The 14,020-nt window shown below is 61.9% G+C and carries 13 protein-coding genes and 1 pseudogene; 3 read left to right on the top strand and 11 right to left on the bottom strand.

Annotated features, from left to right (window positions below; translation table 11 throughout):
• Positions 1-12: 12 nt before the first annotated feature.
• From HCF10_RS19260 to gcl, 6 genes and pseudogenes are all read right to left on the bottom strand, one after another.
• Positions 13-888 carry an urea transporter gene (locus HCF10_RS19260; protein WP_167656190.1) on the bottom strand — a complete coding sequence of 292 codons (876 nt, stop codon included), beginning with the start codon at positions 886-888 and terminating at the stop codon, positions 13-15.
• 211 nt (positions 889-1,099) lie between these two features.
• Positions 1,100-1,297: pseudogene (locus tag HCF10_RS31715) on the bottom strand (pyruvate kinase); the annotation flags it as partial.
• Positions 1,287-2,567 (bottom strand): glycerate kinase type-2 family protein, encoded by a 1,281-nt coding sequence (locus HCF10_RS19250; protein ID WP_167656189.1) that lies wholly within the window; start codon positions 2,565-2,567, stop codon positions 1,287-1,289. The gene HCF10_RS19250 and the pseudogene HCF10_RS31715, both read right to left, overlap by 11 nt.
• Positions 2,568-2,622: 55 nt before the next feature.
• Positions 2,623-3,513: a 2-hydroxy-3-oxopropionate reductase gene (locus tag HCF10_RS19245; RefSeq protein WP_145338033.1), complete on the bottom strand. Its 891-nt coding sequence runs from the start codon at positions 3,511-3,513 to the stop codon at positions 2,623-2,625.
• Positions 3,514-3,542: 29 nt separating this feature from the next.
• Complete coding sequence (hyi, locus tag HCF10_RS19240) at positions 3,543-4,325, bottom strand: hydroxypyruvate isomerase (RefSeq protein ID WP_167656188.1); 783 nt, start codon at positions 4,323-4,325, stop codon at positions 3,543-3,545.
• Positions 4,326-4,335: 10 nt separating this feature from the next.
• On the bottom strand, positions 4,336-6,111 hold the full coding sequence (gene gcl / locus HCF10_RS19235; protein WP_167656187.1) for a glyoxylate carboligase: 1,776 nt from the start codon (positions 6,109-6,111) through the stop codon (positions 4,336-4,338).
• A gap of 256 nt (positions 6,112-6,367) precedes the next feature.
• Here gcl and HCF10_RS19230 point away from each other — a divergent pair, with 256 nt between their 5' ends.
• Positions 6,368-6,808: a GlcG/HbpS family heme-binding protein gene (locus tag HCF10_RS19230; protein ID WP_131699473.1), complete on the top strand. Its 441-nt coding sequence runs from the start codon at positions 6,368-6,370 to the stop codon at positions 6,806-6,808.
• 119 nt (positions 6,809-6,927) lie between these two features.
• On the opposite strand, the gene HCF10_RS19225 is transcribed toward HCF10_RS19230, so the two are convergent.
• Complete coding sequence (locus tag HCF10_RS19225; protein ID WP_145338029.1) at positions 6,928-7,533, bottom strand: TetR/AcrR family transcriptional regulator; 606 nt, start codon at positions 7,531-7,533, stop codon at positions 6,928-6,930.
• Positions 7,534-7,824: 291 nt separating this feature from the next.
• Between HCF10_RS19225 and HCF10_RS19220 the strand changes: the two genes are divergently transcribed.
• Positions 7,825-8,739, top strand: a complete 915-nt coding sequence (locus tag HCF10_RS19220; protein WP_167656186.1) for a DUF808 domain-containing protein — start codon at positions 7,825-7,827, stop codon at positions 8,737-8,739.
• A 71-nt stretch (positions 8,740-8,810) separates the two neighbouring features.
• Here the strand turns inward: HCF10_RS19220 and HCF10_RS19215 are convergent, their stop codons facing one another.
• The 3 genes from HCF10_RS19215 to HCF10_RS19205 form a co-directional block, all read right to left on the bottom strand.
• Positions 8,811-9,320, bottom strand: coding sequence for a hypothetical protein (locus tag HCF10_RS19215; protein WP_167656185.1), 510 nt, complete (start codon positions 9,318-9,320; stop codon positions 8,811-8,813).
• A 307-nt stretch (positions 9,321-9,627) separates the two neighbouring features.
• Positions 9,628-10,416 (bottom strand): MlaA family lipoprotein, encoded by a 789-nt coding sequence (locus tag HCF10_RS19210; protein ID WP_027607049.1) that lies wholly within the window; start codon positions 10,414-10,416, stop codon positions 9,628-9,630.
• Positions 10,409-11,707 carry a serine/threonine protein kinase gene (locus tag HCF10_RS19205; protein WP_167656184.1) on the bottom strand — a complete coding sequence of 433 codons (1,299 nt, stop codon included), beginning with the start codon at positions 11,705-11,707 and terminating at the stop codon, positions 10,409-10,411. Before HCF10_RS19205 ends, HCF10_RS19210 begins: the two co-directional genes overlap by 8 nt.
• Positions 11,708-11,943: 236 nt before the next feature.
• On the opposite strand from HCF10_RS19205, the gene HCF10_RS19200 reads away from it, so the two are divergent.
• Positions 11,944-12,312 (top strand): hypothetical protein, encoded by a 369-nt coding sequence (locus tag HCF10_RS19200; RefSeq protein ID WP_131699469.1) that lies wholly within the window; start codon positions 11,944-11,946, stop codon positions 12,310-12,312.
• 79 nt (positions 12,313-12,391) lie between these two features.
• Here the strand turns inward: HCF10_RS19200 and HCF10_RS19195 are convergent, their stop codons facing one another.
• Entirely contained in the window at positions 12,392-13,945 is a 1,554-nt protein-coding gene (locus HCF10_RS19195; protein WP_131699468.1) for a glycoside hydrolase family 17 protein, read from the bottom strand.
• Between the last annotated feature and the right edge of the window lie 75 nt (positions 13,946-14,020).

Genomic DNA, 14,020 nt, shown 5'->3' with positions numbered 1-14,020 from the left:
TATCGAGCAAGCCTAGGGGGATTCGAAGGGGCTGTCCATGCGGGGTTTCCTGAGTATTCGGCCGCCGGCACGTACCAGCCAGCAGGCGAGGATAAACGGCGCGGTGAGTGCGGGCAGGTGCAGGGCGGCAAAGCCCGGTGTGAGGACGATCGCCAGGAGGATGCCGAGCAGCGGCAGCCACGGTTGGTGCCGTGCCTGGCTCAGCGCCAGGGCCGCGAGAGCCGGGTTGTAGCTGTGCAGGCCGAGGAGGGCGGCGGTGGTTTCGTCCAGCAACAGGGCGATCAGTACGCCGCTGCTGGCGCCGATCACGGCCCAGACCGCGGCGCGCCGGTTCGCCAGCCACAGGCCGAGGGCAATCAGCGCGCCTGCCAGCGGCTGGTCCAGCAGCATGATTTGCGCCAGGCCGGTGAACGGCGCGCCGAGCGCAGCCAGGGTATCGGCCTCGCTCAGGGCCAAGGTACTGTGCGGAACGCTGCCCAACAGCAGCCAACCCAGGCCGACAAAGGGCGCGGTGTAGGCGGGCAGGTCGTCGGGCTGCGTAGCGTGTTTCAACCACTGCCGCGTGAGGATCGCGCTCAAGCCGCCGCACGCGAGGATCAGCGGCGGCAACAACGCTGACCAGGCGAAATGCTGGCTGATCAACAGGCCCAGCAATACGCCGTTATAGCTATACAGCCCGGCCTGCCGCTCGGCCTTGGGATAGTCGCGACGCTGGGCCGTGAGCAACCCCGCGACGCCACCCAGCAACGCTCCGCCAAACAAGGCCGGAGCGCCGATCAGGATCGCCAACAGGCACAGCAGGCCGCACAGCGGATGGCGTTGCAGGAAAATCTGGCTGAAGCCGTTGAGCAGGGCTTCGGCCCAGTCGGGGCAAATTGGGTTGTGCATGATGGGTATTCAGTGGGACCGAGTTGGGCCCATCGGAGGCAAGCCCTCCCACACTTGATTGGGTTCACATAGTTAGATGTGTGAATGCAGTCCAATGTGGGAGGGGTTCTACACCCCGATGGGGCCTCTACAGGCGCTGGATCAGCGTCTCTATACGCAAGGAGTTGGTCGGCCCCGGCTGCCCGCGCTGCGCCATGCCCTGGGCCTGGGCAATCTCCAGCGCTGTGGAGCACACCTCATCCACCTGGCGAATCCATTGGTAGCGCCGGGCGTGATCGGCATGGTCAACGTAGCTGAAGTTGAGGCGGAAGATATTCACCCCGGCGTGCACCCGCTCGCGGATGTCGTCGATACCGTCGGTGGCCGGGCCGAGGGTGGCGAGGATCTTGACCTTCCTGTCAGGCGTCATGGTGGGCAGTCTCAAGGATCAGGATGGCACGCAGGTCATTGACATTGGTGCGGGTCGGCTCGGTAACGATCAAGCCGTCGAGGGCGGCGAAGTAGCCATAACCGTTGTTGTTATCCAGCTCGTCGCTGGCCGACAGGCCCAGGGCTTCGGCTCGCGCATAGCTGCACGGGGTCATGATCGCGCCGGCGTTGTCTTCGGAACCGTCGATGCCGTCTGTGTCACCGGCCAGGGCGTACACGCCGGGCAGGCCTTTGAGGCTGTCGGTCAGGCTCAGCAGGAATTCGGCGTTGCGTCCGCCACGGCCGGCGCCGCGCACGGTGACGGTGGTTTCACCGCCCGAGAGGATCACGCACGGCGCCGCCAGCGGCTGGCCGTGCTGCACGATTTGCCGCGCGATGCCGGCGTGTACTTTGGCCACCTCCCGCGCTTCGCCTTCCAGGTCGCCGAGGATCAGCGGGCTGAAACCGGCCTGGCGCGCTTTCACCGCCACCGCTTCCAGCGATTGTTGCGGGCGCGCGATCAGCTGGAAGTAGCTGCGGGCGAGCACCGGGTCGCCGGGCTTGACGGTTTCCGAGGCCGGATTCTGCAACCAGCTGCGCACGGCGGCCGGTGCGTCGATGCCGTAGCGCTTGAGGATCGCCAGCGCCTGTTGCGAGGTGCTCGGGTCGCCGACCGTGGGGCCGGAGGCGATGACCGTGGCCTGGTCGCCCGGCACATCGGAAATCGCGTAGGTGTAGACCATTGCCGGCCAGGCGGCCTTGGCCAGCCGACCGCCCTTGATCGCCGAGAGGTGCTTGCGCACGCAATTCATCTCGCCAATGGTGGCGCCGGAGGTGAGCAGGGCTTTGTTGATGGCCTGCTTGTCGGCCAGGCTGATGCCTTCGGCGGGCAGCGCCAGCAAGGCGGAACCGCCGCCGGAGAGCAGGAAAATAACCCGGTCGTCTTCGCCGAGGTTGCTGATCAGTTCCAGCACGCGCTTGGCCACTGCAAGGCCGGCGGCATCGGGCACCGGGTGGGCGGCTTCGACCACTTCGATTTTCTGGCACGGCGCACCATGGCCGTAGCGGGTCACCACCAGGCCCGAGACGTCGCCCTGCCAGCAGTTCTCGACGACCAGCGCCATGGCGGCCGCCGCCTTGCCGGCGCCGATCACGATCACACGGCCGCTACGGTCCGCCGGCAGGTAGGGTTCAAGGACGTGCCGGGGGTGGGCGGCGTCGATGGCTGTGGCAAACAGCTCGCGAAGCAGGTGTTGCGGATCGACCGACATAAGCGGGCTCCCGGGGGATTTTTGTTATTAGAGGTGCAGCCATTTCAACGGGGGGTTATTTATCGCGAATCGAGAAGTTCGCCATATGCTCCAGCCCCTTGATCAACGCCGAGTGGTCCCAATTCCCGCCGCCAATCGCCGCGCACGTGCTGAACACCTGCTGGGTGCCGGCGGTGTTCGGCAGGTTGATTCCCAGTTCCCTGGCACCGGCCAGGGCCAGGTTCAGGTCCTTCTGGTGCAGGTTGATGCGAAAGCCCGGATCGAAGGTGCCCTTGATCATGCGTTCGCCATGCACTTCGAGGATCTTCGATGAGGCAAAGCCGCCCATCAGCGCTTCACGCACCTTGGCCGGGTCGGCGCCGTTCCTGGAGGCAAACAGCAGCGCTTCGGCCACTGCCTGGATATTCAGCGCGACGATGATCTGGTTGGCCACTTTGGCGGTCTGGCCGTCGCCATTGCCGCCCACCAGGGTGATGTTCTTGCCCATGCTCTGGAACAGCGGCAGGGCGCGTTCGAAGGTCTGCGGCTCGCCACCGACCATGATGCTCAAGGTGCCGGCCTTGGCGCCGACTTCACCGCCGGACACCGGTGCATCAAGGTACTGCGCGCCGGTTTCATTGATCCTGGCGGCAAACGCTTTCGTGGCGGTGGGCGAGATCGAACTCATGTCGATCACCACCTTGTGCGGCGACAGGCCCGCGGCCACGCCGTCGGCGCGGAACAGCACGTCGTCGACCTGCGGGGTATCGGGGACCATGACGATAATGAACTCGGCTTCCTGGGCGACTTGCTGCGGGTTGGCCAAGGCCACTGCGCCGGCGCTGATCAGCTCGGCCGGCGCCTTGCCGTGGTGCTCGGAAAGAAACAGTTGATGCCCGGCTTTCTGCAGGTTCGCGGCCATGGGTTGGCCCATGATGCCGGTGCCGATAAATCCGATTTTAGCCATGATGAATGCCTCTTCTTATGTGGTGTTTGTCAGATGGCATTGTGGGTTTTAAGCCAGCCCAAACCCGCTTCGGTAGTGGTCAACGGCTTGTACTCACAGCCGACCCAGCCCGCGTACCCGATGCGGTCCAGATGTTCGAACAGGAAGCGGTAGTTGATCTCCCCCGTTCCCGGCTCATTGCGCCCAGGGTTGTCCGCCAGCTGGATGTGGTTGATCTCCCCCAGGTGCGCGGCCATGGTTCGGGCCAGGTCGCCTTCCATGATTTGCATGTGGTAGATGTCGTACTGCAGGAACAGGTTGTCACTGCCCACCTGCTCGCGAATCGACAGGGCTTGCGCTGTGTTGTTCAGGTAGAAGCCAGGGATATCGCGGGTGTTGATCGCCTCCATCACCAGCTTGATGCCCGCCGCTTGCAGCTTGTCGGCGGCGTACTTGAGGTTGGCGACAAAAGTCTTTTCCACGGTTTCATCATCCACACCCTGGGGCCGAATCCCCGCCAGGCAGTTGATCTGGGTATTGCCCAGTACCTGGGCGTAGGCGATAGCCAACGTGACCCCGGCGCGAAATTCCTCGACCCGGTCCGGGTGGCACGCCAGGCCGCGTTCGCCCTTGGCCCAGTCACCGGCCGGCAGGTTGAACAGCACCTGGGTCAGGCCGTGAGCGTCGAGCTGGGCTTTGATGTCAGCCGAGCTGAATTCGTAGGGGAACAGGTACTCGACACCCTGGAAACCGGCATCGGCTGCGGCCTTGAAGCGGGCGAGGAAGTCCTGCTCGGTAAACAGCATGGACAGGTTGGCGGCAAAGCGCGGCATAGGGTTCTCCTTAATCGAGCAGGGAAATGGCAGTCGGCGCATCGTTGCCGACCAGGGCCAGGTCTTCGAATTCGTTGACGGCGTTGATCTCGGTGCCCATGGAGATATTGGTCACGCGCTCCAGAATGATCTCGACGATCACCGGCACCTTGAACTCCTCGATCATTTGTTCGGCCTTGCGCAACGCCGGCGCGATCTGTCCCGGTTCGAACACGCGCAGGGCCTTGCAACCCAGGCCTTCGGCGACCGCGACGTGGTCGACGCCATACCCGTTCAGCTCCGGCGCGTTGAGGTTGTCGAAAGACAACTGCACGCAGTAGTCCATTTCAAACCCGCGCTGGGCCTGGCGGATCAGCCCCAGGTAGGAGTTGTTCACCACCACGTGGATGTACGGCAGCTTGAATTGCGCGCCCACGGCCAGCTCTTCGATCATGAACTGGAAGTCATAGTCGCCGGACAGCGCCACCACCTTGCGGCTCGGGTCGGCCTTGACCACGCCCAGCGCCGCCGGAATGGTCCAGCCCAACGGGCCGGCCTGGCCGCAGTTGATCCAGTGGCGTGGCTTGTACACATGCAGGAACTGCGCGCCGGCAATCTGCGAGAGGCCGATGGTGCTGACGTAGCAGGTGTCTTTGCCGAACACCTGGTTCATTTCTTCGTAGACCCGTTGCGGCTTGACCGGCACGTGATCGAAGTGGGTCTTGCGGTGCAGGGTCGCTTTGCGCTGCTGGCAGTCATGCAGCCAGGCGCTGCGGTCCTTGAGCTTGCCGGCGGCTTTCCTCTCGCGGGCTACTTCGATAAACATCGTTAGCGCGGAACCCGCGTCGGACACGATGCCCAGGTCCGGGGTGAATACGCGGCCAATCTGCGTCGGTTCGATGTCGACGTGAATGAATTTACGCCCTTCGGTATACACCTCCACTGAACCGGTATGGCGGTTGGCCCAGCGGTTACCGATCCCCAGCACCACGTCGGACTTGAGCATCGTCGCGTTGCCGTAGCGGTGGGAGGTTTGCAGGCCGACCATGCCCACCATCTGCGGGTGATCGTCGGGAATGGTGCCCCAGCCCATCAGCGTCGGGATCACCGGGATGCCGGTCAATTCGGCGAACTCCACCAGCAGCTCGCTGGCGTCGGCGTTGATCACACCGCCACCGCTCACCAGCAACGGGCGTTCAGCCTGATCCAGCAGCGCCAGTGCCTTTTCGACTTGGATGCGCGTGGCCAGTGGCTTGGCCAGTGGCAGCGGCTGGTAGGCGTCGATGTCGAATTCGATCTCGGCCATCTGCACGTCGAACGGCAGGTCGATCAGTACCGGGCCAGGGCGGCCGGAGCGCATTTCATAGAAGGCTTTCTGGAAGGCGTATGGCACTTGGCCCGGCTCGAGCACGGTGGTCGCCCACTTGGTCACCGGCTTGACGATGCTGGTGATGTCCACGGCCTGGAAGTCTTCCTTGTGCATGCGGGCCCGTGGCGCCTGGCCGGTGATGCACAGGATCGGGATCGAATCGGCCGAGGCGCTGTAGAGGCCGGTGACCATGTCGGTGCCCGCCGGGCCCGAGGTGCCGATGCACACGCCGATATTGCCGGCCTTGGTGCGGGTGTAACCCTCGGCCATGTGCGAGGCGCCTTCAACGTGGCGAGCAAGGACGTGATCGATGCCACCCACCTTCTGCAAGGCCGAATACAGCGGGTTGATCGCAGCACCTGGGATACCGAAGGCGGTGTCCACGCCTTCACGACGCATGACGAGGACGGCGGCTTCGATTGCTCTCATTTTGCTCATGACTTTGGTGCCTCTTGCGTTTTGTAATTGTATACAAGTGGTGTCTGTCTAAAGTGTATTCACGGCGGGCGGCGCAGGTCAATCCATTTTATTGATTGGTCTTTGCGTTCGTCGGAACGGCTTTTTTCGACGTGTGGAGCCTTTGTTTGAAAATATTGTATACAAAAACAAATGTCATTGTGTTCTATTTGTTTGGTTGAGCATCTGATCAAACAGACCTCCACCGCTTTCCCAATAACAAAAGAAGGACGGCACCATGAGCGCTTTAACCTTGAAGATTGCCACCCAACTGGCCAGCCAGGCCCTCAGCGCCGGCCGCACCCTTTCGGCCGCGCCGCTGACCATCGCGGTCCTCGACAGCGGCGGCCACTTGATCACCCTGCAGCGCGAAGACGGTGCCAGCCTGCTGCGCCCGCAAATCGCCATCGGCAAGGCCTGGGGCGCGATTGCGCTGGGCAAGGGCTCGCGCTTGCTGGCGCTGGATGCGCAGCAACGGCCGGCGTTTATCGCGGCGTTAAATAGCCTGGGGCAGGGCAGCGTAGTGCCGGCACCCGGTGGGGTGTTGATTCGGGATCAGGCCGGGGTGGTGCTGGGGGCGATCGGGATCAGCGGGGATACGTCGGATATTGATGAGCAGTGTGCGATCACGGCGATCGAGGGGGTGGGGTTGATGGCGGATGCGGGGGTGTCAGCTTAAGTCGTGTGTGACTGTAAGGGCCTCATCGGGAGCAAGCCCCCTCCCACACTGTTGGCTGTGTTCGCAGTTCAAAATGTGGGAGGGGGCTTGCCCCCGATTGGCACAGGCCCCTCGGTGTGTCAGTCGGGTTCACAGCCCTTGAGCACCAACCGAATAATCGTCTGCGCCGCCGCTTCATAATCGGCCTCATCCAGCTTGGCCTTACCGGTCACCGCCGAAATCTGCCAGTCGAAATCCGCATACGTCTGCGTCGCCGCCCAGATGCTGAACATCAGGTGGTTGGGGTCGATAGCCGCAATCAACCCGCGATCCACCCAGCTCTGGATGCAGTCGATATTGTGCTTGGCCTGGGCATTGAGTTGTTCGACCTGCTCGGTACTCAGGTGCGGTGCGCCATGCATGATTTCGCTGGCGAACACCTTGGAGGCGAAAGGCAGGTCGCGGGAGATGCGGATTTTCGAGCGGATGTAATTACTCAGCACCACCGAAGGCTCACCCTCGGGATTGAACGGCGTGGAAGCCACCAGGATCGGCTCGATAATGCTTTCGAGCACCTCGCGGTAGAGGTTGTCCTTGGACTTGAAGTAGTAATAGACGTTGGGCTTGGGCAGCCCGGCCTTGGCGGCGATGTCGCTGGTTTTGGTCGCGGCGAAGCCCTTGTCGGCAAACTCCTCGCTCGCCGCCCGCAGGATCTTTTCTTTGTTGCGCTCGCGAATGGTGCTCATAAAGTGCTCAGTCTCACAGATACTGTTTCTTTTTGACGGCGTCTGCTGCCGCCATTCTGCGTCGCCGCTCCTCCCCATAGCGAGCTATGAGTCATCGCGGCTCCTTGCCTGACGACAACAGCCATTCGCCAAAAGAGAAACGTATCTATGAAACTGAGCACGGGAGGTTTCCTTGCCAGGACAGGCGGTCGAGCATGGTAGCACCGGCCATCCGCGGGCCTCAACAATGTGCCCGCAAAGCCCTGCGCCGCGTTATGCTCCGCCCATCCCTCTCTTAAGGAAGCCCGATTCATGGCAGGAAGCAGCTTGTTGGTGTTGATCGACGATATCGCCGCAGTACTCGATGACGTTGCCCTGATGACAAAAGTGGCCGCGAAGAAGACCGCCGGGGTGCTCGGCGATGACCTCGCGCTAAATGCCCAGCAGGTTTCCGGCGTGCGTGCCGAGCGCGAAATTCCGGTGGTATGGGCCGTTGCCAAGGGTTCCTTCATCAACAAGTTGATCCTGGTGCCCACCGCGTTGTTGATCAGCGCCTTCGCCCCTTGGGCCGTGACACCGTTGTTGATGCTCGGTGGCGCGTATCTGTGCTTCGAAGGTTTCGAGAAACTCGCGCATAAGTTCCTGCACAGCAAGGCTGAAGTCCAGGCCGAACATACGCAGCTGGTTGAAGCGGTGGCCGACCCGGCCACTGATCTGGTGGCCTTTGAAAAGGACAAGATCAAAGGCGCGATCCGTACCGACTTCATTCTCTCCGCGGAAATCATCGCCATCACCCTCGGCACTGTGGCCGATGCGCCGTTGATGCAGCAAGTGATCGTCCTATCGGGCATTGCCATCGTCATGACCATCGGCGTTTACGGGCTGGTGGCCGGCATCGTCAAGCTGGATGACCTGGGCCTGTGGCTCACCCAAAAGCCTGGCCAGGTGGCACGCAGTATCGGCGGCGGGATCCTGCGGACGGCGCCCTACATGATGAAGAGCCTGTCGGTGATTGGCACGGCGGCGATGTTCATGGTCGGTGGCGGCATCCTTACCCATGGCGTGCCGGTGGTGCATCATTGGGTGGAAACGGTGAGCCAGAGTGTCGGTGGGGTGGCGTGGCTGATGCCGACCCTGTTGAACGCGGGTGTGGGGATTATCGCCGGGGCGGCGGTATTGGTTGTGGTGTCGTTGGTCAGTCGGTTATGGCGGACTGCGAGGGACTGACATTTCAGTCAGGCCACCGAGGTGTATTAGCGCAGCGAGCGTCGTCACGCCCGCTGCTTGCAGCCTGCCGATTACTGAGCGAAGGCTTTGTAGCCGTTCTGCGCGAAGTTAGAAAGCGTGTTTGCTTCCGAACCCTCCACGTAGTCATAGCTACTGTCAGAACTGGCGCCTAGCATCATTGGCCGGGTGTAAATCGCCCCTTCTATCTGGTTGCTATTTGGTGTCGACTCGGTGCCGCCCTTGGCGTCGGTGTATCGGAATACGCGCTCGGCATTTGCGGCCCGGTCGGCCCGAGTATCGTCCGATGCATTCACGTCGTCCCAGTCACCTGTCTGAGACTTGATCCCCGTCAGATTGTCATCCTTGAGCGCCTCGCGCGCGCTCGCAAAAAGCGGGGTGCTGGTGATGGCGTCGACGCTGCGATGATCGCCAGGTGCCCTGCCCGTATTGCCGGTAGGTGCACTGATAGAGTCGTGCCCCTGCCGGTCTATCGACGACTGGGGGCCTGACGGGCCGTTTGCCTGGGCGTATCCGGTATTGTATTGATTGGAGCCGCTAGGGCCGGGGCGGTCTACATTCATCAAGGTTTTCCGTTTTTAATGATTAGGCATCTGATTAGGGAACCCGTGGGTTCGCGCCTTAGGTGGTTTTATAAAAAGAAACGGTTCCCGGATATCTAGGAAATTTAGTGAGCTGCGTGTGGGGGAAATTACCGGTCTGCGTAACCAAGCTTATGACCATCGGTGTCTATGGGCTGTTGCTGACCCGGAAGCTCGGTCGGATGGTCCGTCGCATTCCTGTGCGGGTGGTTCCAGTCATGCTGCTGTTGCCGCCACTCCGCGCAAAAAAAAGGCCATTCATTCGAATGGCCTTTTTTGTCGGCGTTACTTACTCGGCAATCTGCAATTTGCGTGATTCCGTATAGATATACCGCACCTTTTCATACTCGAACGGCGAGTTCATCTGACCGTAGCGGAAGCTGGTCTGGTAGCGCTTGTCCACCGCGCGCAGGGCCCAGATTTCCGGGTGGTTGGAGCTGACTTCGGAGACGTTCAGGAAGTTGATCTGCGACTCGGCGGTGTAGTCCACCAGCAAGCCGCCGGTGTCACGCAGGTTCGACGGGCCGAAGATCGGCAGCACCAGGTAGGCACCGCCGGGCACGCCGTAGAAGCCCAGGGTCTGGCCGAAGTCTTCGCTCTGGCGCGGCAGGCCCATGGCGGTCGCCGGGTCCCACAGGCCGGCGATGCCGACGGTGGTGTTGAGCAGCAGGCGCCCGGTGGTTTCCAGGGAACGGTGGCCTTTGAGTTGCAGCAGGCTGTTCAACAGGTTGGGCACGTCGCCCAGGTTGTTGAAGAAGTTGCTCACGCCGGTGCGCAGGAAGCTTGGCGTGACGTAGCGGTAGCCGTCGACCACCGGTAGGAACACCCATTGGTCGAAGCGGTAGTTGAAGTGGTACACGCGGCGGTTCCACGACTCCAACGGGTCATACACATTCAGCGCGTTGACCGATGAGCGTTCGAACTCACGCTGGTCCAGGCCCGGGTTGAACTTGAGTTTGCTCAATGGCTCCTTGAAACCGTCGGAGTCCATCACGACAGGCGCGTGAGCCTTGCTGTTGTCGGCATTGGCTACGCCCGCACACATCAGGGCGGCGAGCAGCAGAAGATATTTAGCCACGGAAGAACTCCAGCATGGCGTCGGCGTTGACGCGGTAATTGAGGTTGCCGCAATGGCCGCCCAGCGGGTAGACGGTCAAGCGATCGCCGAAGGTTTTACGCAGGAAACCAAGGTCGCCGGGGCCGAGGATCACGTCGTCGGCGTTGTGCATGACGGCGATTTTCGGGCTGGCGTGCAGGTAGTCCTTGAGGGCGTACAGGCTGACCTGGTCAACCAGTTGCAGCAGGCTGCCGCCGTCGGAGCGGGCGCGCCACATCGGGATCACCTGTTCGGTGAGGTAGCAGTCGAAGTCGCACTGCAGCGCACGCTTGAGGAACGGCGTGAGGCTGGTGCCTTCGCTGATCGGGTACTTCGGCGGGATGATCAGGCCACGGCGGTTGATCAGGTCCGAAGTAAAGGCGATGTCGGCCGCCGAGAAGCGGAACGAGGTGCCGATCAGCATGGCCATCTGTTCGTTGGTCAGGTGCTGCTTGGATTGCTGGAAGTCGTAGAGCAGGGCGTCATTGAGGTCGATGTAGCCCTTCTGCTGGAAGTAACGGGTCAGCTTGTTCAACACCAGTTCATAGAACGTGGTGGTGTTGTTGATGCCCTTGACCTCGGTCTGTACCAGCTTGTCGAGGTTGGTGATCGAGGTGTAGAGGTTGACCGGCGGGTTGAGCAGCAGCACTTTCTTGAAGTTGAAGCTGCGGCGGGTCTCGTCGAGCTTGCTGACAAACGCCGCATCCAGCGCGCCGAGGCTGTAGCCGGTGAGGTAGAAGTCGGTCACCGGCAGCGAAGCGTTCTGCGCGCGCACGGCTTGCATCACGCGGTACATGTCTTCGGCATCTTCCTGGCTGATGCCGGGGGTGGCGAAGCGCGACGCAGAGGCGATGAAGTCGAAGCTGGTGGGCGACGACAGTTGCACCACGTGGTAGCCGGCCTGGTAATACAGTTTTTTCAGGTATTCGTTGATGCTGCTGTCAAACCGCGCACCGGTGCCTGCGATCAGGAAGATCAGCGGCGCAGCACGATCCTGCTTGGCGATGCGGTAAGTGAGTTTCTTCACTGCCCAGAAATTGTCCGGCAGGCTGAACTCGCGCTCGGGGCGCATATTCAGGGTGTAGTCGGACTGATTGATCTCTTCATCGGTCGGCAATGTAGGCCGAAGGTCAGGCGGAGTGGTGGCGATGGTCGCTTCGAACGGGTTGGTCAAAGGGTAGCCATAGCTGGCTTGGTCGATATCGACGGCCAGTGCTGACGCACTCAAAAAAAGGCTGCCCAGCAGAGCAGCACAGCGCAAGGAACGGAGCATGACTTAATCCCTAAGAGGAAACGTGCTTAATGAAGTTCGCAGGCTATGACCACCGCGTTGCCACCGAAGTGCCAGCCTTCGGCACGAAAAGTCGGAAAATAACGTCGGAATCGGGGTAATAGTAGCGAGACGATACACTTTGCCATGCATTAGTGAACACTAATTGTGTGTATGCACCTTGCTAACGGCCGCCGGCGCATTAAGCTGAGCGCCGTTTTTGCCTACCGGAGTGCTCCATGTCCCGCCGCTTGCCGCTGATTCTGCTGCTTATTGCCCTGCCGTTATGGCTGGCTGCCAGTTATGGCGCACGTTATGGCTTTATGGAAGATGGCCAGTGGGTCGGCGTCTGTGCCGACGAGGCCAGCCGCTGGGAATGCCAGGTGCGTTCGAACCTGGGCTTGATGATCCACTTCAAGGTGCTGGGCTGGGCCGCGCTGGTGACGGCGGTACTGGCATTTTTCGTACCGGGCCGTGCGGGATGGGGCTTGGCGGTGCTGGGGCTGGTGTTCGGGTTCCCGGCCCTGGCGTTGTACAACACCACGTTTGCGGTGTTTGCGGTAGTGATTGCGGGGTTGCGGTTGGTCAGGCAGCCGCGGGGCGCCTGATAAGGCCAATCGGGGGCAAGCCCCTCCCACCTTTGGAATACGTTCTCATGTGGGAGGGGGCTTGTCCCCGATAGCGGTTTTAAGTCTTGCGCACCCGCAAGCACCGCCACAAAGCCACAACCATCAACCCGCTGACCAGCGCCCAACCCCATGCCTGCTGGTTCAGCAGACCTTCACGGTACAGTTGCGGCGCAATGCCGGCACCGATGATAAAGGTCAGCAGGGCGATCTCCCGGCGTGGCCCGGTCACCGGGCGAACCAGGTACACCAAGGCCGGCAGCAGCAGTGCTGCACTTGGGAAGCTGCGGTAGCGTGGGTCAAACACCAGTGCCAGCATCATCACTGCGCCGGCGAACCCGGCGATTGCCACCAGCCAGCCGGCGTGTTGTTCCAGCCAGTTGAACAGCCGTTCGCGCCAGCCTTTCCGGGCACTCAGGGCCAGGGCCGCGTGGGCCAGCACCAGCAGGTTCAGCGCCACGAGTAAACCGGCCCATACCCACTCATCGTTGAAGCGCGCAGTCACGCGGGTCAGTTCAGCCCAGGTACCGATGGAGCAGGCAGCCACCACACCCAGCAGTGGCAAGGCCATTGCGGCACGAGTGCTGCGAACGCGACCACCGAGCACCAACGTGCCCAGCAGGATAATCCCGCCCACCCCCAGCCACAGCGGCCAGTACGGCACATTGGTCACCGGCCCGGCGAGGATCCCCTTGTCCTGGCGATCGGCATCGAACAGGCCCCAGTAACCGCCCACGGCGCCCTCACTGGCGCGCTTCCACGGTTGGTCGAACGCTTCGATCAGGTTGTAGTGCCAGCCATTGGCTTCGGCCATGGCCACGAAACCGCGCATGAACTTGGCTTCATTGACCCGGCTCGGCACTGCGGTTTCGCGCTGGCGACCTTCGCTGGGCCAGCCGGTCTCGCCGATCAATATGTCCTTGGGCGCGAATTTGTTGCCAAACGTCTGGCGTACATCGCCCACATGCTTGAGGGCCTGGTCGATGCCGGAGGGGTCATCTTCCCAGTACGGCAGCAGATGGATGGTCAGGAAGTCCACCGCCGGAGCGATTTCCGGGTGCTGCAGCCAGAACTCCCAGACGTCGGCATAGGTGACCGGCTGCTTGATCTGGCTTTTGACTTTATGGATCAGCGTCACCAGCTGTTTGGCGGTGACTTCCTTGCGCAGCAGCGCTTCGTTGCCGACGATCACGGAGGTGACCACATCGGGGTTGGCGTTGGCGGACGCGATCAGCTCGTCGATCTCCTTTTCGGTTGTCACTGGGTCACTGCTGACCCAGGCGCCCGCCATCACCTTTAGGCCGTGCTTGCGCGCCAGGTCCGGCAAGGCTTCCAGGCCGGTCATGGAGTAGGTGCGGATGCATTCGAAGCGGGTGGCCAGCAGTGCGAGGTCGGCGTCCATGCGCTCGGGGCGCAGTTTGAACGGTTGGTCGAAGGGCGATTGGTCCTTGTCGAACGGCGTGTACGACGCACATTGCAGCTTGTGACTGGCACTGGCCACATCGGGCAGCACCACCGGCCGGCCGAGGCCATACCAGTAACCAGCAAGGGCCAGCAGGCCGAGGATCAGAGCGAAGCAATAGGGCAGGGCAGGGAAGCGGGCAGTCGCGGGCATGGTCGGCTTATCTGGGGGAGCAAAGGCGCGCATCTTACCCGGATTTGCGCTATCCCAGTGGGGCTGCATAATTTT

It is taken from the genome of Pseudomonas sp. B14(2022), assembly GCF_012030485.1.
Taxonomy (GTDB): Bacteria; Pseudomonadota; Gammaproteobacteria; order Pseudomonadales; family Pseudomonadaceae; genus Aquipseudomonas.
The sequence above is the reverse complement of the archived record's forward strand: the minus strand, read 5'-3'. Positions and strand labels throughout refer to the sequence as shown.